The organism is Verrucomicrobiota bacterium (genome assembly GCA_038744685.1).
In the GTDB taxonomy this organism is placed as follows: domain Bacteria; phylum Verrucomicrobiota; class Verrucomicrobiia; order Opitutales; family Puniceicoccaceae; genus Puniceicoccus.
In genome coordinates this window covers 28,685-51,013 of the sequence record JBCDMB010000022.1, presented here as the reverse complement: position 1 = coordinate 51,013, position 22,329 = coordinate 28,685, and the positions used below count along the sequence as shown (strand labels likewise).

General features: G+C 51.5%; 19 protein-coding genes. 8 read left to right on the top strand and 11 right to left on the bottom strand.

Annotation, left to right across the window (positions count from 1 at the left end):
* Nucleotides 1-4: 4 nt before the first annotated feature.
* The 10 genes from AAGJ81_12120 to AAGJ81_12075 form a co-directional block, all read right to left on the bottom strand.
* A complete protein-coding gene (locus tag AAGJ81_12120; GenBank protein MEM0966888.1) occupies nt 5-901 on the bottom strand; it encodes a 4-(cytidine 5'-diphospho)-2-C-methyl-D-erythritol kinase in 897 nt (298 codons plus the stop codon).
* Between the two features lie 86 nt (nt 902-987).
* On the bottom strand, nt 988-1,692 hold the full coding sequence (phoU, locus tag AAGJ81_12115; GenBank protein MEM0966887.1) for a phosphate signaling complex protein PhoU: 705 nt from the start codon (nt 1,690-1,692) through the stop codon (nt 988-990).
* A gap of 37 nt (nt 1,693-1,729) precedes the next feature.
* Nucleotides 1,730-2,521, bottom strand: a complete 792-nt coding sequence (gene pstB / locus AAGJ81_12110) for a phosphate ABC transporter ATP-binding protein PstB (GenBank protein MEM0966886.1) — start codon at nt 2,519-2,521, stop codon at nt 1,730-1,732.
* Nucleotides 2,522-2,549: 28 nt separating this feature from the next.
* Entirely contained in the window at nt 2,550-3,245 is a 696-nt protein-coding gene (locus AAGJ81_12105) for an ABC transporter permease subunit (GenBank protein ID MEM0966885.1), read from the bottom strand.
* 882 nt (nt 3,246-4,127) lie between these two features.
* Complete coding sequence (gene pstC, locus AAGJ81_12100; GenBank protein ID MEM0966884.1) at nt 4,128-5,714, bottom strand: phosphate ABC transporter permease subunit PstC; 1,587 nt, start codon at nt 5,712-5,714, stop codon at nt 4,128-4,130.
* A gap of 155 nt (nt 5,715-5,869) precedes the next feature.
* Entirely contained in the window at nt 5,870-6,679 is an 810-nt protein-coding gene (locus AAGJ81_12095) for a phosphate ABC transporter substrate-binding protein (protein ID MEM0966883.1), read from the bottom strand.
* Between the two features lie 161 nt (nt 6,680-6,840).
* The gene (locus AAGJ81_12090; protein MEM0966882.1) at nt 6,841-8,544 is read right to left on the bottom strand and encodes a GAF domain-containing protein; all 1,704 of its coding nucleotides are present in this window, start codon (nt 8,542-8,544) and stop codon (nt 6,841-6,843) included.
* On the bottom strand, nt 8,541-9,098 hold the full coding sequence (locus AAGJ81_12085; protein ID MEM0966881.1) for an HAD-IIIA family hydrolase: 558 nt from the start codon (nt 9,096-9,098) through the stop codon (nt 8,541-8,543). Before AAGJ81_12085 ends, AAGJ81_12090 begins: the two co-directional genes overlap by 4 nt.
* Nucleotides 9,095-10,105 carry a PfkB family carbohydrate kinase gene (locus AAGJ81_12080; GenBank protein ID MEM0966880.1) on the bottom strand — a complete coding sequence of 337 codons (1,011 nt, stop codon included), beginning with the start codon at nt 10,103-10,105 and terminating at the stop codon, nt 9,095-9,097. Before AAGJ81_12080 ends, AAGJ81_12085 begins: the two co-directional genes overlap by 4 nt.
* 18 nt (nt 10,106-10,123) lie before the next feature.
* On the bottom strand, nt 10,124-11,251 hold the full coding sequence (locus AAGJ81_12075) for a M24 family metallopeptidase (protein ID MEM0966879.1): 1,128 nt from the start codon (nt 11,249-11,251) through the stop codon (nt 10,124-10,126).
* Nucleotides 11,252-11,726: 475 nt separating this feature from the next.
* Between AAGJ81_12075 and AAGJ81_12070 the strand changes: the two genes are divergently transcribed.
* The 5 genes from AAGJ81_12070 (at nt 11,727) to leuS (ending at nt 17,523) form a co-directional block, all read left to right on the top strand.
* Nucleotides 11,727-12,272 (top strand): DUF192 domain-containing protein, encoded by a 546-nt coding sequence (locus tag AAGJ81_12070; GenBank protein MEM0966878.1) that lies wholly within the window; start codon nt 11,727-11,729, stop codon nt 12,270-12,272.
* On the top strand, nt 12,269-12,835 hold the full coding sequence (locus tag AAGJ81_12065; GenBank protein MEM0966877.1) for a transcription termination/antitermination NusG family protein: 567 nt from the start codon (nt 12,269-12,271) through the stop codon (nt 12,833-12,835). The genes AAGJ81_12070 and AAGJ81_12065 overlap by 4 nt, the downstream gene beginning before the upstream one ends.
* Before the next feature lie 117 nt (nt 12,836-12,952).
* A complete protein-coding gene (locus AAGJ81_12060) occupies nt 12,953-14,257 on the top strand; it encodes an O-acetylhomoserine aminocarboxypropyltransferase/cysteine synthase (protein ID MEM0966876.1) in 1,305 nt (434 codons plus the stop codon).
* 1 nt (nt 14,258) lies between these two features.
* Nucleotides 14,259-14,915, top strand: coding sequence for a LysM peptidoglycan-binding domain-containing protein (locus tag AAGJ81_12055; protein ID MEM0966875.1), 657 nt, complete (start codon nt 14,259-14,261; stop codon nt 14,913-14,915).
* A 10-nt stretch (nt 14,916-14,925) separates the two neighbouring features.
* Nucleotides 14,926-17,523: a leucine--tRNA ligase gene (leuS, locus tag AAGJ81_12050; GenBank protein ID MEM0966874.1), complete on the top strand. Its 2,598-nt coding sequence runs from the start codon at nt 14,926-14,928 to the stop codon at nt 17,521-17,523.
* A gap of 56 nt (nt 17,524-17,579) precedes the next feature.
* On the opposite strand, the gene tatA is transcribed toward leuS, so the two are convergent.
* Complete coding sequence (gene tatA / locus AAGJ81_12045; GenBank protein MEM0966873.1) at nt 17,580-17,837, bottom strand: twin-arginine translocase TatA/TatE family subunit; 258 nt, start codon at nt 17,835-17,837, stop codon at nt 17,580-17,582.
* 128 nt (nt 17,838-17,965) lie between these two features.
* On the opposite strand from tatA, the gene AAGJ81_12040 reads away from it, so the two are divergent.
* From AAGJ81_12040 to AAGJ81_12030, 3 genes are all read left to right on the top strand, one after another.
* Nucleotides 17,966-20,044 (top strand): M3 family metallopeptidase, encoded by a 2,079-nt coding sequence (locus tag AAGJ81_12040; GenBank protein MEM0966872.1) that lies wholly within the window; start codon nt 17,966-17,968, stop codon nt 20,042-20,044.
* Nucleotides 20,045-20,323: 279 nt separating this feature from the next.
* Complete coding sequence (locus AAGJ81_12035) at nt 20,324-20,989, top strand: zinc metallopeptidase (protein ID MEM0966871.1); 666 nt, start codon at nt 20,324-20,326, stop codon at nt 20,987-20,989.
* A gap of 39 nt (nt 20,990-21,028) precedes the next feature.
* The gene (locus AAGJ81_12030; GenBank protein MEM0966870.1) at nt 21,029-22,174 is read left to right on the top strand and encodes an ABC transporter substrate-binding protein; all 1,146 of its coding nucleotides are present in this window, start codon (nt 21,029-21,031) and stop codon (nt 22,172-22,174) included.
* The last annotated feature ends 155 nt before the right edge of the window (nt 22,175-22,329 follow it).

The window sequence follows — 22,329 nt, the reverse complement described above, 5'->3', positions numbered from 1 at the left end:
CTTCTTATCGCTGGCTATCTTCGGAAGTGAGAAATTCGGTTTCAATCATAAATCCTTTTCTTCCAAACAACCGCTTCTCAAGGCCAGAAAGAGCATCAAACTCCCTTTTCTCGCGATAGAGAGCAAAGCAACCGCTCCCGCTTCCAGTAATCCCGTAGGAAGAAATTCCCAATTCTTCGAACTCATCGAAAAGAGTATTGTAGAAAAAGTACTTTGCTCGAAGCGGCCGAGAAAAACTATTAGTGAGGGGACCCGCAAGACTACCTTCCTCGAGATTCTTGATCAATGAGGAAAGATCACTTTCGGCCCTTTCTGCGGGAACATATTCTGCCTCATTCGCCAAGGACTGAAAAAGCAAAGCCGTCGAGGCATGAAATCCCGGGTCAAATAATGCGATTTTCCAGTCGGCTAGGAGGGGCCGTAAGTCAGAGCGTTCTTCTATCCGTTCTCCCCTTCCCCGCATAATCACTGGATCTCCAGAAAGAAACAGCGGACAGTCAGAGCCAATCCCAGAGGCCAGCAGGTGCATCCGGCCTTTGTCCAGCGGTCTATCCACTAGCTGGTTCATCGCCTTTATCGCAGCGACCGCATTACTACTGCCTCCTCCAAATCCACCACCCAAGGGAATCCTCTTTTCAAGGCGAAAACGAAAGTGGGCCGAAATCCCAGTCTCTACCCTGAATTCCCGTGCCGCTTGCAGAACGAGATTCGATTCATCCAAAGGGGTGTTGGGGTCCGAGCATTGAAGCTCGTCTGATTCGGAAGAGATGATCTCAACAGAGAGGTCATCCCCATGGGCCAAAGGGGCGGCGAGCGAAACCAGGTCATGAAATCCATCGTCCCGCTTTCCGGTTACCGCGAGAAAGAGATTGATTTTTGCCGGAGAAAAGACCGCTACCATGCCGCCAGAGTGGGACAGAACGGTCGTCTCTACAAACTACAAAAGGTTGGCGAACCTGCCGCCAATTCCACGGTATAACACGTGAGTTATGAGGTGAGTTCAGGTGGTATGTTGCCCTTTTTGATACCAGCATGCCGAACCTCTCTACCACTGTGGAGATAGATCACTTCCTCAGCGATGTTGGTTGCATGATCTGCAATTCTCTCGAGAGACTTTGAGATAAAGACCAACTCGAGAAGGGTCTCAGTCTTGTGGTTACCTTCTGAAAGCATATCCGTGAACGCTTGAAAGTTGCTTCGGTTCATCGAATCCACCTGCTTGTCACGCCGAATGATCGAAACGCACTTTTCAATATCTTCATCGATGAAAGCTTCAATCGACTCCCTTAGCATCTCTACAGCTAGGGATGCCGCCTGCGGAACTGCGACAAGGTTATCCGGTACTGAATTACCATTTGCAGCGGAATTCAAAATCCGGCCGATCCGTTTTGCCATACTGGAAGCTTCGTCCCCTATCCGCTCGAGATCGTGTGAACATTTGATCGCGACCGCGATCAAGCGGACATCGGCTGAGACCGGTTGAAAAAGAGTCATGTAACGAACGGCTTCTTGGTCGATTTTCAGCTCGAGCTCGTCAATCTCTCCATCAAGGTCGATGACCTCACTGGCAATAGAGGCATCTTTGCGTTCCAGTGCTTCCATCGCTCTACGGGTGCTGTGCATCGCCTTTTCGGCCATAAAAACGAGATCTTGGCGAATGGTTTCCAGTTCGGTGTGAAAATTGCGTTCCATATCAGATTAGTTGTTAAAGTGTCCGGTCGGTCCTTCCTTACCCAAAGCGCCCGGAAACGTAAGCCTCCGTCTGTTCTTCAGTGGGGTTCATAAATATTTTCTCAGTGGAATCATACTCTACCAGCTTCCCGAGGTAAAAGAAAGCGGTCCGGTCCGAAACCCGGGTCGCCTGTTGCATGTTGTGAGTAACGATAACGATCGTATATTCCTTTTTCAGCTCACTGATCAGTTCCTCCACTTTCGCAGTGGCGATCGGGTCGAGTGCGGAGCAGGGTTCATCCATCAGGAGAATATCGGGTTCAACCGCGAGGGATCGGGCAATGCAAAGACGTTGCTGCTGGCCACCGGACATTCCCAAGGCACTGTCATTTAACCGATCTTTCACCTCATCCCAAAGAGCGGCTCCTCGCAGACACTTTTCCACGACTTCATCCAGGGTGGACCTCTTGTTGATCCCCTGAATACGAAGTCCATAGGCAATATTCTCGTAAATGGACTTCGGGAAAGGATTGGACTTTTGAAACACCATCCCCACTCGTTTTCGGAGTTCAATCACATCAATATCGTCATGGTTGATGTTCACCTCCCGAATCTTGATTTTACCGGACGTGATTCGCGCAACTGCGACGAGATCGTTCATCCGGTTGATACAGCGGAGAAGTGTGCTCTTCCCGCAACCCGACGGCCCGATGAAGGCGGTCACTTCACGCTCCTTCATATCAAGGTCGATGTTGAAGAGAGCCTGTTTCTCTCCATAGGCAAAACTAAAGTCTTCAACCTCAATGATGGTCGGTGCTTCGGTCGAAATATTGGTGTCGTTCTCGCTCATTATATTCGTCGATGGAAAATCTAGGGGCCTACCACTGATACTTCTTACGGGCTCTCACCCGAAGAACAATGGACGCGAATGCGATCAGGCCGACAATAATCATAAAGATGAATGCAGTGCCGTACTGCATCTTTTCCGTGTATTCATTCTGGGGTATTTTCAGGCTTACTACGTAGATGTGGTAAGGAAGAGCCATGACTGGCTCCATAAACATATTCCAAAACCCTTTGTCCCAAGGCATTCCGGGAGCCGAGGCAAACGCGGCCGTAAACATGATTGGCGCCGTTTCACCTGCTACCCGCGTGATACCGAGGATCGATGACGTCAGAATCCCCGGCATGGCGTAGGGAATGACGTTGGTTCGGATCGACGTCCATTTCGTGGCACCCAAGGCCAAGGAACCCTCTCGAAAGCCTTTCGGGATCGCTCGAAGCGATTCTTCACTCGCCGCGATGATCACCGGTAGTACCATGAATGCGAGGGTGAAGGCTCCCGCAAGAAGCGAGACGTTCCATCCTTCAAAACTGAATGATACTGACCCTAAAGCTGTCGTAACTGGCTTCGGAATGGGCGTGCCCTCTCCAAACGGTCGCAAAGAAACGACTTCCTTTCCTGGCAAGGGAATCCCGAAGAGTTTCCACCGTTCGACGATGACCTGAAAGTCTTTTGCATCCGGGAAGCTGGAAACCTCTGCCTCAGACGTGAGATCCTCCGCTTCTGCCATCGAAACCACTTCTACCGTCTGAACGTTCTTGATCGGAGTCTTGAATGAGAAAAGCGTAGCTTCCTGAGGATCATCTGTGAAAACCGGAGCCGTAAGAACGAAAGCACCAAAACCAAAGATCCCGAAGACAATCGAGGGAACACCCGCAAGATTCAGAATCGAAAGCCGAATCGTGCTGAGAGTCCGGCCGGGCTTCGAATATTCGCTCAAGAAGACTGCTGCCAGAGTTCCGAGAATCAATGCGATGATGACGGCACCAATTGTCAGCAAGAAGGTTCCGACGATATTCGGGAGAATTCCCCCTCCCGAGTAGGCAAACACCTTCGAACCCAAGCTCTCGGTCAAAGGAATTCCCTTATCTCTTCTCCATTGATCAAAGACGGTCGAAGACTTTTCATACTCCTGGTAGGAGGTAATCTTTAAGTTGACTCCTTCGTCGCTGAGAAACTTGAAAAACCCGTCCGGATCCAAAGGAGGTTGCTCAACGAAGTTGAAAAGGAAGGTGAACTTTCCGTCATGATAGTCGATCTGCGAAATGGCACGATTCTCTGCGCGAACCATCTGGTTGAGTTGCTCACCGGAAACCTCCTGGGTTCCTTCTGCATCCTCTACCGTATACCAATCAAAGACGTAAAGGGTCTCCGGGAAGCCAGTGAAGAACTGAGTATTTATGAAAGGGAAGGAAGCCCGGAAGATCGTTTTTGAACCGTTCCAAGCGATATCGGCAAAAATATAAGTTGCGAAAAGAATGATCCCGTAGGTAATCGCCCGAAAGAACCAAAAGGACACCGCCTGAACTCTCTTTGCCCGGGTAGGCCTGCGACCAAAGGGAGACTTCTCGACCTTTTCTTTTTCTGTCATTGAATCTTCCATTGGATATCCTCAATCAGCTGAAAGCTTGAAGCGTTTCACGATTTTCTGCGCCAAAAAGTTGATGACTAGTGCAACGAAGAAGAGAACAATACCGACCATAAACAACGCTCGATAGTGTAGACTGCCGTTAACCACCTCCGGAAGTTCCTGAGCAATGATCCCCGTCATCGTATGGACCGGTTCAAAGATAATCGCTGGCCCTAAGCCAAGATCGGGAATCTTGATCCGATTTCCCGCGACCAGGAGCACGACCATGGTCTCTCCAATCACGCGGCCAAATCCGAGAAGACACGCTGAGATGATGCCAGAAAGGGCAGTCGGAACAATAACCCTGAGCGTAGTCTGCATCGAAGTCGCACCCATCGCAAAGGACGCTTCTTTAAAGGCGCGGGGAACGTTATTGATCGCGTCTTCTGTCAAAGTGAAAATCGTTGGCACTGCCATTAAGGCGAGAAGAACTCCCGCGACGAACGCATTGAGTCGTTGCTCCAGGCCCAACAGGTTCTGCAGGACCTCTCCAAAAACTACGATCCCGAAGAATCCAAGGACTACCGAGGGAAGCGCTTCAATGAACTCGATGTAGGGTTTGATAAGGTTCTGCTCCCTCCGTGTCGCAATCTGATTCACGTAGATCGCTGCGCCCACGCTGAAGGGAACCGAAATACCGATTGCGATGACCGCAATCAAAAATGACCCGGTAAAAAGAGGAATGATCCCGTAAAACTCCTGCCAAGCAGTGCCAGTCAGCCATTTTTTACCGAAAAGAAAAGCGGTGACGGACTTGTAGAGTGGAACATTCTCAAACTGCTTCCAGTTCTCCAGTTTTTCAATGTACCCTGGGAAAGTATCCAGATACTGAGGGAGAAGCTCTCGAAAGCGATCAACGTCTTTCTGGAATTTCTCAATCGTCGCATCCGGAACCTTACTTTGCAGGGCAACCAGTTCGCTTTCCAAAGCAGAAGTGACTTCAATGTACTCGTCGAAGAAAGCCTTCAGGGGGGCTACCCGATCCCGCCAATACTCTTCAGTAAAATCAATGATGGAAATGTTTGCAGCCAACTCTGGTTGACCGTTTCGAATCAAATTGTCTCTTCGCTCGATATTCGACTGATTCGCGTAGAAATTGTCTTTCGTTTCCTTGGCAACTGAGCGCATTCGGGAAAGCAACCTCTCCAAGGGCCGGCCCGCCGCGGTAAACTCTTGGCCAAACTCAAACTCGTCGGCGAGCTCCTCCTTCACCTCGGCAAACTCCATCCCCTGTTTGTAGAAGATCGCAATCTGGTCGTTGCGGATCTTGTCGTAGAACTGCTTGAGCGCGATGTAGTCGCCCGTCTGCTCTCCCACGATGTCGACATATTGCAGTCCGGCCCGCTGGTATACCGTTAGATCCTCTCGGTACTGCCCGAAGAATCCTGCCCCTTCCTTGAAAAGGAAGATGGTAATCAGAGCGAGGATCAGGAGAGCAACAAAGGCGTTACTCCCGAAGAAGTATCGAATGAAATCGCCCTTATCGAGGCCTAGAACTCGAAAGCGATCGGATTTACGAAGAGAATCGCTCGAAAAGTCGCTTTTCGTTTCGGATTTTTTCTCAGCCATTGAGATTGTGCCGTTGGAAGGGTTTGAAGAGTCTTACTCTAGAAAAGGATTCCTGATAAAGCTAGAAAACCTAAAGGTTGTTCCGATTTCGGAAAAAAAGAGGATCGCAGGGGTAGGCCTACGATCCTCCAAAAAAGCAAAACTGCCTTGATCCCTTACTTGACGGGAATGAAGTCGTTCTTCCGAACGATCTGTTGACCAGCAAGGCTGAGAGAGAAGTTCATGAACTGCGCCACATCCGTTTCGGTCGGAAAGCCGTTGGTGAGAACGAATAGTGGGCGAGCCATTGGATATTTGGGATTGTCAGGAGCAAGTCCGTCGACTGGGACAACCTTGACGCCAGGAGTGTTGATGTAGGCGAGTCCCACATAGCCAATCCCATTCGGATTGTTGGCGACTTCAGAAGCGATTTGCTCGTTACCGGCCATTTTCTGGGCGTTTGGAGCATACTCGCGACCGTCCATTCCCATTTCCTTAAACACAGCGTAGGTGCCGGAAGCGGTGTTGCGAGTGTACGTCGAGATCTGACCGGGCTTTCCAGTCATCGATGCCCAGTCAGTGGTATCCCCAGTGAAAATCTCTTCCACCTGATCCAAAGTGATGTCCGTGATCGGGTTCGACTCATTCACGATGATAGCGATTCCATCAAGACCAACCGTGGTCTTCATGATGTTTACACCATTCGCTTCTGCCTTCGCCATTTCGGAGTCCTTAACGTCACGGCTCGACATTCCGATGTCGGCAGTACCATCGATGATCGCCGCAACACCGGTCGAAGACCCTTCAGCTGCAATAGCGAAGTCGATCGTCGGGTGCTGGACCTTGAAGGCTTCTGCGATCTGAGGAATCATCTTGGCACCGAGAGTGTCGGAACCCTTGATGATGATCGTGTCAGCGACTGCGGACGAAACCGCGAATCCTGCTGCCAAACCAACAGAAGAGAGGAGTTTTAATTTCTGATTCATGCGTTCAGTTTTTTCTGATTGTGGATTTTAAGTATCAGTGATGCTGGAAACAGCCAGCCCCTCATTGATTGATGACGCCCGCATGCGGAACAAGGCCAAAGCCCGCTCCATCTGTTACATTGCCGTAACAAGAAATTGCACCCCTTCCGTTCCGCGAGTTTCTACCGAACCAGCGGAAGAATTATATCGAAACACGTGCCTTCCGCCCCCGTCCAAATGAGCTCAATATTACCTCGGTGGGAACGTATGATCCTTTTAGCGATCGAAAGGCCCAAGCCGGAGCCATCTTTCCGCCCAGTAAGAAAGGATTCGAAGATCCTGTCTCCGATTTCGGGAGCAATTCCATCACCCGTATCCGCAATGGATATTCGCACTTTCCGGTCCTCTTCCGGGTCCAGGCGGACACGGATTTCGCCACCATTCGGCATCGCTTCGATGGCATTGATAATCAGGTTCAACAGAGCCTGCTGTATCTGGCCTTTGTTCACGTCCACTTCGGCATCCCTCAGATCCGGGTGACGGGTGAAACGAAGTCGAACATCCGACTGAAAGAGTTTCATTCTGACCAACTGCAAAGTCTCCCGAACGATCTCCTCCACCTTAAACCGTCCGCGCATGCCATCTCCCGACTTTCCGAAATCGAGAACGCGGCTGACGATCGTCTCTAGCTGAGAGATTTTTTCCCCGATAATACGAACGTCCTCCTTTCGGGGATCTTCTACTGAAAAGTCGAAATCAACCGACTTGAAGAGTAGCTGCATCACAGTTAGCGGGTTGCGGATCTCGTGGGCAATCTCAGCAGATAAAAGCCCTAGTGTGGTCAATTTGTCATTACGGTTTAATTTCTCCTCCGTTTCAAATATCCGGCGGTAGAGGCGTGAGTTTTCAATCGCCACCGCACCAAGACTGGCAATTCCCGAAACCACTTTCTTTTCATCGTTATTGAAGCGATGAACCTTGTCGGTGTACGCACAAAGAACTCCAACTCCCCGATCTTCATAGACCAAGGGAGTTGCCAGCATCGAAACCAGTCCAAACTTTTGAACCATCGGCACAAAGTGGTGCTCCTCTGTCCGCGCTAAATCGAGAACCTCCACCTGCCTCCGGTGCCTGATTGCAGTACCAACAGTGCTCTCATCAAGAGACAAACGCTCCCTGTAAGGATCATCCCATCCGTCACCACGTATTGAATACATCTCGAGGAACTTTCCTGCTTCATCCAGAAGGAAGATCGCAGCGAATCGGGCGTTGATTAAATCCCGGGTAGCTTTCGCTATCGCGTCGAGGATTGTGCCCAGGTCCGTCTTGGAGATGATCGAACGCCCGACCTGCAGCAAAGCATCCATCTGGCGGACAGTGGTCCGGAGCTGCCGAACCACCCAGAGTTGCTGAATTGCTCGAGTGGCCTCTCTCGTCAGCAAACGGAGAAGGAGAACATCCTTATCAGAGAAGGTATTGGGCTTGTCGCTATCAAGGTTCACGACTCCAATCACCTGGCCTTTATCCTCCATCGGAACGGCAACCTCGCTCCGGATATCCGTCCGAATTGCAACGTAGCGAGGATCTTTGTGGGTGTCAGTGACGAGAAGCGGTTCACCATGCAAAGCAACCCAACCGGTCACTCCGATCCCTAATTTGAGCGGGAAATCAATAATCTCCTGCGGCAGGCCACTGGCAGCCTCGATCCGGAGCTCGCGGCTGTCCGGGTGAATCAGAGCCACCGAGGCACTACTTGCACCGAAAACCCTGACCATCTCCTCCAAAATCACCGAGAGGGCACTTTGGGGATCATCGGTTTCCCCAACCAAACTACTGATCCGGTAGAGAGATTCGACCGTCCTGCCATCAACCTCCGAAACACTCATGAAACTACCCCATTCGTTTCTACCAGATCATCAGTCGTAAACAGCCACTCTACGAACTTAGCGACCGTAGAAAACACAGGCCACTTACTTTCTTTATGGCGGTTTGGCTCGGCGATCAAAACGCCATGGACATCTGCAGCAAGACCTGCCTCTACGTCAGATGCACGATCTCCAATCATCCAAACACGCGAGGGCTCAAGATTGTGTTTAGCGATCATTTCCAAGATGAATCGTGGTGACGGCTTCCGGTAGACCGGAGGATCTTCAGGTGTCTCAGGCGCGATACAAATTTCGTCAAAACCGCCGGTAAGCCCGAGTCTCACCTCGGTCGCACGATTACACGCCTCCGCATCTTCCATGCTGAAATACCCCCGTCCAATTCCGCTCTGGTTGGTAAATAAAAAAAGTAAAAGTCCCGCCTTTCTGCAACGCAAGAGAGCTTCTCCAGCACCCGGCAGCGGCTCCACTTTAGAAGGATCAGACAGGTAATTCTGATCGCGGATCAAAGTCCCATCCCGGTCTAAAAACAAAGCCCCCTGAGACACCGGACTCACAAAGACGACTCTGCCCCCTGAACAAAATCGCGATCAGGGTGCCGCGACAGAAAATCCAGTATCTCCTCGCTGTTGACTGTTGCTGTTCCCACCTTCGCCACGACTACACCCGCAGCGAGATTCGCCAACCGTGCCGCCGTCACGAGATCAGCCCCAGCAGATAGTGCGAGGAGCAGGGAAGCTATGACTGTATCTCCAGCCCCTGAGACATCGAACACCTGCCGGGCATAAGTGGGAATGATCTGGTCAACCCTACCTTCCGTGCTCAAGAGGATACCCTCGGCTCCAAGAGTAATGACCAGACTGCCTGGCTGATAATTTTCCCAAATTTGAGCGCAAACCTCCTCATACGGGAAGGCGCCCCGGTGCTGAGAGGAAAAACCAGCCAATTCAAGTGCTTCCGTCCGGTTCGGGGTGATCACGTCAATTCCTGAAAACCGAAGCCTCCTCCGTGGCTTTGGGTCAAGAGCGACAGGAACTCCTTGTTGCTCTGCCTTTCTCAAAACGGCCTCGACGATGCCATCGCGCACTGCTCCTTTGCCGTAATCAGACAACAAGACCGCTGCGCAATCGGATACCGCAGACTGAATAGTGTCCAGAGCTTCCTTGCCATCCAAACGATAACTTTCCGCATCTGCTTCCCGATCAATTCGGCAAAGCTGTTGATTCCTCACCATCACTCGGGTCTTCCGAATCGTGGGAAGATTTTCGGAGACAAAACCGTTGCACCTCTCGACTTTGGCAGCGGTTAAGATTTCGGACAATTTTACGCCTGCCTCATCCTTTCCGGTCCAACCGGCAAGGACTGCACTGCCACCCAGAGAGGCAATGTTCAGAGCAACGTTTGCGGCTCCTCCAGCAGCGAACGAATCCTTTGTTACATCGACCACGGGAACGGGTGCCTCCGGAGAAATTCGGGACGCATCGCCCCAGATGTAATGATCCAACATAACATCTCCGATAACGAGAACTCTCCTGCCCGTCAGTTTTTCCAACAACTCCTTCATTACGGTGATCTAAAGACCCTACGCGATCTCCCACTCTCTGGGATGAGCCGATAGCATTTCCATTCCGTTTTCCTGAACCACGACCACATCCTCAATTCGACAGCCTCCCAAGCCTGGATAATAAAGGCCCGGCTCGATCGTTGTGACCATTCCCGACTCAAGACTGAAAGGTTGTCGCGATACCCGTGGCTCTTCGTGAATCTCCAGACCGAGTCCATGTCCAGTTCCATGAAAAAATCCGAAGTAGCCTTTCTCGTTTTTACCTGTCTCGAAACCAGCTTTCTCAAATGAGTCGTTGACTGAACGGTGGATTTCAAGTCCGTCCACCCCAGAAGAAACCGTTGCCAAAGCCATCTCCTGAGCCACGCGCACCGCGTCGACCAGCTTCCGCTGTTGAGGCGAAGCTTTACCCTTTAAAAAGGTGCGAGTCATGTCACCAAAGTATCCGGTTTGCTCACTTCTGGGAAAAATATCGACGATAATCAGAGAATCCGCTGGAAGTGCCCCAGACCCGCGCTCGTGAGGATCGCACGCCTGATCTCCACCGGCAACAATGGTGCCTTCCGCCAAACATCCATGCTTGAGACAGTAAACAGCGATCATTTGACGGACATCCTCCGATCGCAAGAGGTCCCCTTCATACCAAAGACTACCGTCCTTGATTGCGGCCTCAGCCAAAACCCTGTGCACCTCATCGAACGCACCAGAGATCACGTTATTTACACTCCGGATGAATTCCTGTTCTGAAACACTCTTCCGCAACCGATCTTTGAAGACTGGTCGGCTGCTGAATTCTAGGCCGAAACTTCCTTCCTCTTTCAGGTCACAGGCGATCTTGCCCGGAAAGTCGTCCGGAACTCGGATACTGCTTACTCCATGCTCAGAAGCCAAAAAGAGAATCTGCCGAGCAATATCATTTCCCGCACCAGACTCCTTCATCAACTCCTCTAGAGGCAACACCACATCAAACTTGCCCTCTTTCTGTCCCCGCCCGAATTCAAGGGAGGAAAGGGCGGCAAAACGCTTCCCTTCTATCTCAAAAGCAAGAAAAGGATCCGGCGCACGAAATCCACCCCAGTAAAAAAGATCAGCGTCTCTTTCAGGACTGGCATAAAAGGCCAACATCTCTCGGGACGATTCATTCATTAGTAATGAAGGAGGTTGAAGACCTTACCAAGCTACGGCAATGCCGGATCACCCCTCCAAAAACCACGAGAATTCTTTTAATCTTCAACAGCAGTCTTCCTATCATTTCAGCACATGATCGAAAGAAACATGCGGTCTTCCCAACTGGTGAAACCGATTGTTCAATGATTCCACACGGGTATTTCAATAGTAATGTGGGACAAGGTCAGAATGGATGCAATTAGAGCCACGGGGTAATATGGAAACCACACCACTCTGACGGAGCGGACTAAAAGTCCGCGCTCCATTGTGGTGGTCTTGAGGAGCGCGGACTTGTAGTCCGCATCCGTGCCATTAGCCCGATACCCCGCACTTGTAATTACACCCGGTCAGGAGATCACTTCGGTATCCCAACAAAGCAATTCCTCCCTCTAAACCAGACTCTCTTCGCGATTGCCGAGTCATCTCTTATCTCTATTCTTTCAGGCTTCAAATTGTGAAATCAGAGACCAAAACCCCAGCCGCAGGAGTCCTCAGGATGACCGCTCTACCGCTTTTCCTAGTTTATTTGCTAGGTGCGGGGACCGGTTGTGATGTCGTTCCCGAGAGAGCTGGATCAGAAGACAAGTTCCTCATACCGATTGCGAGTCAGGCTGCACACCTCGAGCTCGCTTTGACTATCCCCGAAAAACAGGAGGGACTAAAAAACCGGGACAGTTTAGGCGAAGATGATGGGATGGCCTTTCTCTACCAAAGCCCCCAAAAAGCGAGTTTCTGGATGAAGGATACGTTCATTCCCCTGGACATTGGCTTCTTCACAGGAGATGGCATTCTTCGCGAAGTTCATCAAATGCACCCTCACGTTGAAGTGCCAGTCCGCTCCTTTCGTGACGACATCGTGATCGCCGTCGAAATGAACAAAGGTTGGTTTCAGGAGAAAGCGATCGGGCCTGGGGCAAGTATCGACCTTCAAGCCCTGAAAACGGGTATTCGGGAAAGAGGTGAAGACCCGGAATCGTTCGCGATCAAAGCCGACCAATGAAAGACCTAACATCAATACAGGACGAAAACGATAACACTGCTGACATCGCGTGGTATTGCCTCCGTTGCCAAACCAAAAAAGAGCATCTTGCCGGAGCCCATATTCGAAGTCGGGTGGGCATCGAGGTTTTTGCACCTCGCATCACTTTCACTAAAAATACTCGCAAGGGTAAAGCGCGCTTCACCGAGGCTCTTTTTCCCGGATATCTTTTCGCCGCTTGCACGATCGATCTGCACCTTCGGCACCTTCTCTCCATCCCCGGGGTGATTGGCATTGTCCGTTACGGAAACCATGTTCCTCCTGTTCCCGGAGAATTCATCGATGAGCTGCGGTCCCGTATACCGAACGAAACTTTCGATAGCCCGGATCCGATCATTGAGGTGGGAGCGGCGGTTACCATAACAGAGGGACCTTTCAAGGATTTGCAGGCAGTGGTTTCGGAAGTACTTCCAGCGCGGGATCGTATTCGCATCCTTCTGGAGTTTCTCGGGAGACAGACCGAGGTGGAAGTCTCGCCCGATACCGTTTTTCCCGATGAAGCTACCCCGAAACGGGGATTCTAGTCCCGCCAACCAGCCTTTTCTTCCCAGGAAGAGCCCTGCTCACGCCAAGGATACCAACCGTTTGTCAACGGCCATTTTTCTTTGCACTCAACCGCAACTCGTTCACTCTTAACCCTTATGGAATTACAAAACACAGGCCTCGGAACCCGTGCTCTTCACGCCGGCCAAAATCCTGATCCCACAAACGGCGCCCGCGCTGTACCCCTCCATCAAACGACAAGTTTCGTTTTCCGCGATACGGAACACGCGGCCAATCTTTTTGGACTCAAGGAGCTAGGGCATATTTACACCCGTCTGAATAATCCGACAAACGATGTCCTCGAACAGAGACTTGCCGCACTAGAAGGAGGAACCGGGGCACTCGCTCATTCAAGCGGTCAGGCCGCAATCACCGACACGATTCTCACCATTATGGGTGCAGGAGATCACATGGTCTCTGTTTCCCAGCTTTACGGCGGCACCTACAACCTCTTTCACTACACCCTTCCCAAGCTCGGTATCGAAGTTTCGTTCGTCGATGTCGACGATCCGGAGGCTTTTCGCAAAGCACTTAAGCCGAACACTAAACTGTTCTACGGGGAAGGTTTAGGTAACCCGCGACTCAACATTTTCCCTTTCGAAGAAGTCGCCGCGATAGCTAAAGAAGCTGGGGTGCCTCTTGTAATCGACAACACAGCGCTCAGTCCAATCCTCAACCGCCCACTCGAATGGGGCGCTAATGTCGTCGTCCATAGCACGACCAAGTTTATCGGTGGACACGGAACTTCGATTGGAGGAATCGTCGTCGATGGAGGGAACTTTGACTGGGGTTCTGGAAAATTCCCCGGATTCACCGAGCCCGATCCAAGCTACCATGGTCTGGTTTACTGGGACACCTTCCAAAATTTTCCGCCTCTCGGCGGAGCCAACGTAGCCTTCATCCTAAAAATGCGTCTCCAGCTCCTCCGTGACATCGGAGCCTGCCCCTCCCCCTTCAATTCTTGGATGAAACTACAAGGGCTTGAAACCCTTCATCTTCGCATGGAGCGTCACTGCGAGAATGCAATGAAGGTTGCTGAGTTTCTGGAAGGGCATGATCAAGTTGAGTGGGTGAATTACCCCGGTCTGTCATCGAGCCGCTACCATGAACTCGCGAAAAAATACATGGCCCCCGGCATGTACGGAGCACTTGTAGGATTTGGCGTGAAAGGAGGAATCGAAGGTGGAAAGAAGTTCATCGAGAACCTCAACCTGTTCAGCCATCTTGCCAACATCGGCGATGCAAAGTCTCTTGCAATCCACCCGGCTACTACGACCCACAGCCAGCTCACCTCGGAGGAACAGATCGATTCCGGAGTGACCGAAGACTACGTTCGTCTTTCTGTAGGGATCGAGAACTGTGAGGACATTTTGGCAGACATCCAGCAAGCCTTGGAGAGCTAAGGTGCAAGAGCCATCCGTCTCGTCACAAGCTGGCTTCGGTTCGCTCGCTCTGTGGGTTGGCATCTGGGCAATCGTCATCAGCTTGGTATGCCTTTATCTTGGTATCGATGCGCGAAACGTAGCGAAGGATTCCGAACGCCGTCTTGAGCGCACGGTGGAGCTGCTGGATGAAAGCGAGGAGAAAGTCGTCCAACTCGAGATGCAGGTGCGGGAGAGTCTTGAGTTGAGCACTCAACAACTTCAGGAAATGAGCTTTTCGGTCGAGCAGAACGCCAATCGGATTGAGACCAACACGACCCAGATCACGTCGACCCGCCGGGTCGCGTCCGAGCTGATCAACGGTCTTACCTCCCAAAAGGAAGCCATTACGGATCTTGCGATGCGAATTCCCGCCATACCTCAGGATGTGCAGATCGTTCGCGAACCGGCGCCCGAACCAGAAACAATCGACGATGGGCCGGCTTCGCCTGAACCTTCGACCGCAACAGCCGTTTCTGTCCAAGAATCAGCGCCACCCACTTATACAGTTAAATCTGGAGATACCCTGGTCGATATTGCCCGCAGGTTGAATTTTAGTGTTCCTGATCTTCTGGATGCCAATCCAACCATTGATCCCAACGTAATCCGGGTTGGACAGAAGTTGAATCTTCCGGAATAACCGGGGATTTATGCACGCAGACTGCGATCAGTACGATTCCGCTAAAATTGAGGAATTTTGGCAGCGGTATTGGGAAAAAAACGCTACCTTCCGCGCTGAGGATCCTACCAATAAACCGAAATTCTACGGTTTGGACATGTTCCCCTACCCCTCGGGTGCCGGACTGCATATCGGTCATCCCGAAGGTTACACCGCGACCGACATTGTCTGCCGCTTCAAGAAGGCTTGCGGATTCAACGTCCTTCATCCCATGGGCTGGGATGCGTTCGGCCTTCCCGCCGAGCAGTACGCCATCAAGACTGGCACCCACCCTGCTCAAACGACCGCGTCCAACGTCAAAAACTTCCGAAAGCAGATCAAACAAATCGGATTCGCCATCGACTGGAGTCGCGAAATCAACACAACCGACCCGGATTACTACAGGTGGACCCAATGGATCTTCCTTCAACTGTTTCGACTCGGACTGGTTTACGTTGATGAGCGCCCCGTCTGGTGGTGCCCGGAGCTTCGGTCGGTTCTGGCGAACGAAGAAGTGGTGCAAGGGAGATCAGAAGTAGGCAACCATCCTGTTGAACGCCGCAACCTGAGTCAGGTCGTCCTGAGAATAACCGCCTATGCGGATCGTCTACTGGACGGGTTGAAAGACCTTGATTGGCCGGACTCTACCAAACGGCAGCAGAGGGCATGGATTGGAAAGAGTGAAGGTGCGGAAGTTGAGTTCACCATCGATGTTGGCCTTCGTCCGAAGGTAACGGTATTCACAACCCGGCCGGACACTCTTTTTGGAGCCACTTACCTTGTACTTGCTCCCGAGCATCCTCTCGTCGATTCAATTACCAGCCAATCAAGAAGAGAAGAGGTAGAGGCTTACCGCGAGAGCGCACGTTCCAAAAGCGACCTTGATCGAACGGATTTGGCGAAGGAGAAAACGGGAATCTTCACCGGTGCGCACGCGATCAATCCGGTCAATGGCGGGCGGATTCCGGTCTGGGTAGCCGACTATGTACTCGCAAGTTACGGAACCGGTGCCATCATGGCCGTGCCCGCACACGACGAAAGGGATTTTGAATTTGCCAGCGAGTTCCAACTACCTGTCCAACGGGTGATTGAACCTAAAAACTCAGGGGGTAATGGTCATTCTCCTGAATTGCCGTTCACAGAGAAAGGACACCTTGTCCACTCGGGTGACTTTTCGGGACTTCCTTCGGACGAAGCGGCGGGAAAGATCACCCATTACCTCGAGTCTCAGGATTCTGGAAAAGCATCCGTAAATTATCGCTTGCGCGATTGGATTTTCTCGCGCCAACGCTACTGGGGGGAGCCGATTCCTTTGGTTTGGGTGGCCGAAGAAAGCTGGAAAAAAGCAGCTGACGATCCGGAATCGCCGGTAGGGCGTTGCTTACCGATTGAACCAGTAACCTGTCTTGTTGATGGTGCCGTCCGCTTCGCCCTTCCCGTTCCTCCCGAAAGGCTTCCACTTACGCTTCCAGAAGTAGAGAGCTTTCAACCATCAGGAACCGGTGAGAGCCCTCTCGCAGCCATACCCGATTGGCTCCATGTGTGGTTCAACGTAAAGACAGGTGAAACCCGTCCACTTTCGGAAGGAGATTGTCCGGGTGATGACTGGGTCTCTTCTCGCCGAGAGACCAATACGATGCCGCAGTGGGCGGGATCATGCTGGTATCAACTCCGCTACATGGATCCGGATAATTCCAATGCACTTGTTGATCCGGAAAAGGAGCGCTATTGGCAAAGTCCTGACTTGTATATAGGCGGCGCTGAACATGCGGTCCTTCATCTTCTTTATGCGCGGTTCTGGCACAAAGTCCTCTTCGACGTAGGCGCAGTTTCGACCGACGAGCCTTACCGCAAACTCTTTCATCAGGGAATCCTTCTGGGGGAAGACGGCGAAAAAATGTCGAAGAGTCGCGGAAACGTGATCAACCCCGAAGTCGTTATCGACGAATATGGCGCCGACTCCCTTCGTCTATTCGAGATGTTTCTCGGACCACTCGAAGACATGAAGCCTTGGAACCCTTCCGGGATCGAAGGGGTATCTCGGTTCCTCAAGAAGGTTTGGAGGTCGTTTATCGGGATGGATGGAAAAAAATCCGAACGGATTCAATCCGACGTTGATGAAACTGCCGAGAACCGCCGGATTCTCCACGAAACGATTCACAAGGTAACCGAGGATATTCGCGGCCTACGTCTGAACACCGCAATTTCACAGATGATGATCTGTATCAACCAGCTGGCCAAATCCGAGACGATCCATCTCGAGACCGCAAAGCAGTTTATTCAGCTCTTGGCTCCCTTCGCACCTCATTTGTCCGAAGAGATCTGGTCTCGCCTGGGCGGCATTCCGAGTATATCCATGCATCCGTGGCCCGAAGCTGACCTCTCCCTTCTGACCAAAGACACGGTTACCTATGTCATTCAGGTGAACGGAAAAGTGAGGGCAGAGATGGTGTTCGATAAAGAAGCCGGCAAGGACATGGTGCTAGCCGAAGCGAGAACAGCCGAAAGAGTTTCTGCGTTTCTAGAGGGGAAAGAAATCCGCAAGGAAATCTTCGTCCCAGGCAAGATCGTAAACTTCGTCGCGAACTAGAATTCTCCCGCGGGTGTTCGTCCGCGATAAATCCTCAGAACGAGAGGTGAAGAGCCCTACGCCTTCTTTTCTGATTCGGGAGTGGTGGAAACAGCTGTATCAATCGGAGGTTTCGCCTTTTTTTCGGAAGGCTCCTCGTCCATCGCTGTCCTAATCTCCTCTTCCACTTCTGTAGTCGCCTTCTTAAATTCGCGCAGGGATTTACCCATAGAGCGAGAGAGCTCGGGCAACCTTTTCGCGCCGAACAAAAGAAGAACGATGAGAAGGATCAGGAAGATTTCCATCGCCCCGAGGTTTTGAACGAATCCTAACATGTCTCAAACATGCACCAACGCTGCCGAATTGTAAAACAAAACCGTCAACCTGCGTAAAACGTAAATCGAGGGAAAATTACCCCGCCAGGTCTCTTGCTTACTGAATCGAACCAGTCCACCATTTTTCTATGATTGCTCAAAAAGACCATCCGTTTCTTTCCGAAACCCGGCCCGTGAATTGGTCCTCACTGACCGCAGAAGCACTCTTGCCGGATATCGAGGCAGCACTGGTGGCAGCCGAGGACGGTCTGAGCAAGATAGAAGGCGTTCCTTTGGAAGCAGCCACCTATGAAACCGTCATTGTTGCCATGGAGAAAGCAACGGAACCGCTTTCGGACGCGTGGAACCTTGCTGGCCACTTGAGCAGCGTTCGAATGGATGATGAGTTTCGCGAGGCCTACAACAAGGCATTGCCGAAGGTGAGTGACTTTTATGCAGGGATCTGTCTCCGAGAGGAACTCTGGGTCCGCGTGTGCAAGATAGCTGATGAAGGACCGCAGCCATCCGACCGAGCTCAGCAGCGTCATCTGGCAGAGACAAAAAGAGACTTTGAAGAAGCGGGAGCTCGACTGAGCCCTGTCGAGAAAGAACGTCTACGGACAATCGAATCCGATCTCGCTGCAACCACTCAGAAATTCACTGAGAATGTTCTCGATTCGACTGAAGCCTGGGAAAAAACCGTCGATGATCCGTCTCTTTTGGATGGGCTGCCACCAACTGTCCTTCACGCAGCCCGCGAAGACGCAAAATCCCGAGGCTTGGGAACTGAAGACAAGCCAGTCTGGCGCTTCTCCCTACAGGCACCCTCTTACATTCCGGTTCTTCAATACGCCCACTCCGAAGAACTCAGGAAAGAGATTTGGAAGGCAGCAAGCGAGATCGGTGACACCGAAAAATACAACAATCGACCACTTATTCTGGAAATTCTGAGCCTAAGAAAAGAGAAAACAGATCTTCTAGGTTTTGATACTTTTGCGGATTACACTACAGGAAGAAGAATGGTTAAAGAGGGGCGGGCTGCGCTCTTATTCGTTGAGGATATTCATAGCCGAGTTTCCAAAAAGTTTCGTGCCGAAGTAAACGAGCTCGAAGATTTCCGAGCGGCGGAAACCAACACCGCCCACCGAAAACTCGAGCCTTGGGAGGTTTCCTACTGGTCTGAAAGGTTGAGGAAAAAGCTATACGATTTCGAGGAAGAGGAGCTCCGCAAGTGGTTCCCCATTGAATCCGTGCAACGCGGTCTTTTTGAGTTAGCCGAAAGAGTATTCGGAGTGGAGATCCGACCAAAAGAAACCGATGAAGGTGCGGTTTGGGACCCCCTTGTGGAATACTACGATTTACATGATTCCAAAGGCGGACTTCTCGGAACCTTCTACGCTGACTGGTATCCCCGAAAGGGAAAACGGGACGGTGCATGGATGAATCCACTTTTCACCGGCCAACCTGTTGAACCCAGTGATTCGGAGCCGCACTACGGCGTTATTTGCGGAAACCTCACGCCACCCTCAGGAGATCAGCCGGCACTTCTCACTCACCGCGAGGTGGAGACTATCTTTCACGAATTCGGGCACCTCCTTCACCATCTGTGCAGCACGGTTTCGGTGAAAAGACTCTCTGGGACCAATGTTGCTTGGGACTTCGTCGAGTTGCCCTCGCAAATCATGGAAAACTGGTGCTGGGAACGCGAGAGCCTCGACTTGTTTGCACGGCACTACGAGACAACCGAACCCATTCCTGAAGATCTCTTTCAGAAAATGGTTCGGGCGAGAAACTTTCAAAGTGCAGTGATGACGATGCGCCAGCTGTTGTTTGCAAAGAGCGACTTGGAACTTCACTTCGGACGATCATTTTCTTCGGAAGAGGAGGTTTTCACGTTTCTGGATGAGAAGGTCAGCCAATACCGGTTCCCATTGAACACAGAGCCTCCCACCATGATGCCGCGGTTCACCCATCTCTTCGGCTCTTCTACCGGATACGCAGCAGGCTACTACAGCTACAAGTACTCAGAGATGTTGGACGCTGACGCCTTTAGCCGTTTTCTTGACGAAGGAATCCTAAACGCGAATACTGGTGGCGATTTTCGCAACAAGGTTCTTGCAAAAGGAAACAGCGAACCGCCGGAAGATTTATTTCGCGATTTTCTAGGCAGAGATCCCGACCCCGATGCCCTCCTTCGCCGGGCTGGGCTAGCCGGAACTGGATCCTAACAAAAACTTTAGGGGCTTCCCTTTTTCCTCGTGGGCACCCTTTGCTGCGGGATCACTCAATCGAACTAAACACACGCAATTCGAGCAAAATTGGGACCCAAAAGAGTCAGTTTGACTCAGTATGCGCAGCGAAAATCAGGGTCACGAATCCCTCAATCTTTAGAACCAGACGCCTAACCCTCTCATCTGCAAAGCCATACATACTCTTAGAGAATTCAGTTCGATAGATTTGAGTACGGAACTATAAATGCTCACTCTTACCTAAACACAATTTACACCATGGCACTCTACCTGATTTTGATCATCCCCACCATTATTCTCGGTCTTTGGGCGCAGCATCGTGTGGGTTCTACCTACAAAAAATTTGCCCAAGTCCGCTCTCGCAGCGGCATCACGGGTGCTGAGGCGGCAAAATACGTCATGCAGCAGGCTGGGATACGGGACGTTTCTATTCACCCTGTTCAAGGCCACCTGACTGACCACTACGATCCAAACCATAAAAGGCTGTGCTTGAGCGAAGAGAACTTCCGCGGCACTAGTCTTGCTGCTCTTGGAGTGGCAGCTCACGAAGCGGGTCACGCCATCCAGCACAAGAACAAATACTCCATGTTGCAGGCTCGCATGGCACTCATTCCGGCGACCAGTTTCGCCTCACAAATTTTACCGTTCGCCATTATCGGCGGATTCTTGTTTCACTTCACCGGTCTGATTTTGCTGGGCGTCGTTGCCTACGCGATCCTCACCGTGTTTCAACTGATCACACTTCCGGTCGAGTTTGATGCGAGCAAACGGGCCGTCGTCCAGCTTGACTCCCTCGGGATCATCGACGGCGATGAACTTCCCGGCGTGAAAAAGACTTTGAACGCCGCCGCTTGGACTTACGTTGCAGCCTTCATCAGCTCTCTTGCTTGGTTGCTCTACTTCATTCTCGCATCTCGGCGGTAGACGATTGACTGGGGGAAACCGGGACTGAGATCTGTCCCCATGCGAGTCGATGTCCTAAGTTTGCGGCCCTCTGCCTCAAGCTTGGCGCTGTTGGGACTCGTTCTGGCTGTCTTTAGTTTATCCGGAGTCAACGCACTCACGATTACAAAGGCGGAAAACCTCTCTATAAAAGAATCGGACTCTGGCTTTCTGGTTTCAATCCGTGATCCTGTTTTTCCCGAGAACTTTTCATCCTACCATCTTGTTCCCCGTTCGGAAATACCAACCGTCATCGAGCGGAGTTCCCAAAACGAAACCACCATACCGTTTCCAGCCGAACGAATCGTATCGCTATCCACAACCTACCTGGGACCCCTCAACGAATTGGACTCACTCGACCGGGTAGTAGCTGTCGACGACGCGTCCTACGCCTTTACTGAGAATTTGCGGAAAGCGGTAGGGGCTGGCGAGATCGTCGAGGTTGGAGGAACCGGTGTCACTGGGCTAGAGTCTATCATCGCGGCCAATCCTGACTTGGTTCTCCTCACCCGCATCAATCCAGAGGACAATCACCTCGAAAAGCAGCTCAAAAGCGCGGGTATCCCAGTCATCATTACCTCCGCATGGACCGAGCCTAACCCCCTTGGACGCGCAGAATGGATTAAACTCTTTGGAATTCTTACGGATCGAATTTCGCAGGCAGACCAGATCTATGCAGAGGTAAGCGAAGAATACGACGCCTTGCAGAAGCGAGTCCGCTCAGAAAATCGGGAGCGCCCAAAGGTGCTTTTATCCGCACCCTTTGGAGGAGTTTGGCATATCCCGGGAAACAAAGGTTTCACCGCGAAACTACTGGATGATGCAGGCGCAGACTACTTGGGGACAAAGGTCGACCGCACAGGCAGCATTCCAATCGGCCTGGAATCGGCACTTCAGCTCGGATTCTCCGCCGATTTTTGGTTGGATCCCGGACAATTCGAAAGCCTCGCCTCTCTTTCTCAGGCAGATCCCCGATTCCGATTGCTGCCACCCCTCGAAAGCGGAGAGGTTTACAATCGGACTAAGCGCGTGGCGGAGAACGGTGGAAACGACTTTTGGGAGTCAGGCATCATCTATCCAAACAAGGTGCTGGCCGATCTCATCCACATCTTCCATCCTGAGATCCTTCCCGATCATGAGTTTTTCTATTACGAAAAGCTAGAGTGAATGTACCCGTGATGGAGCGGCTGCTCTTGACCGGCTAAGCTCTAGCGAAGTCGGTTTAGCTGCCGCCAAGACCAGAAAAATGATCCGCGGGAGATACCAAACAACTTGCCGCCTAGCCGTTTTTTTGGTCACTTCCTACCTCGGCGACTGAAGTC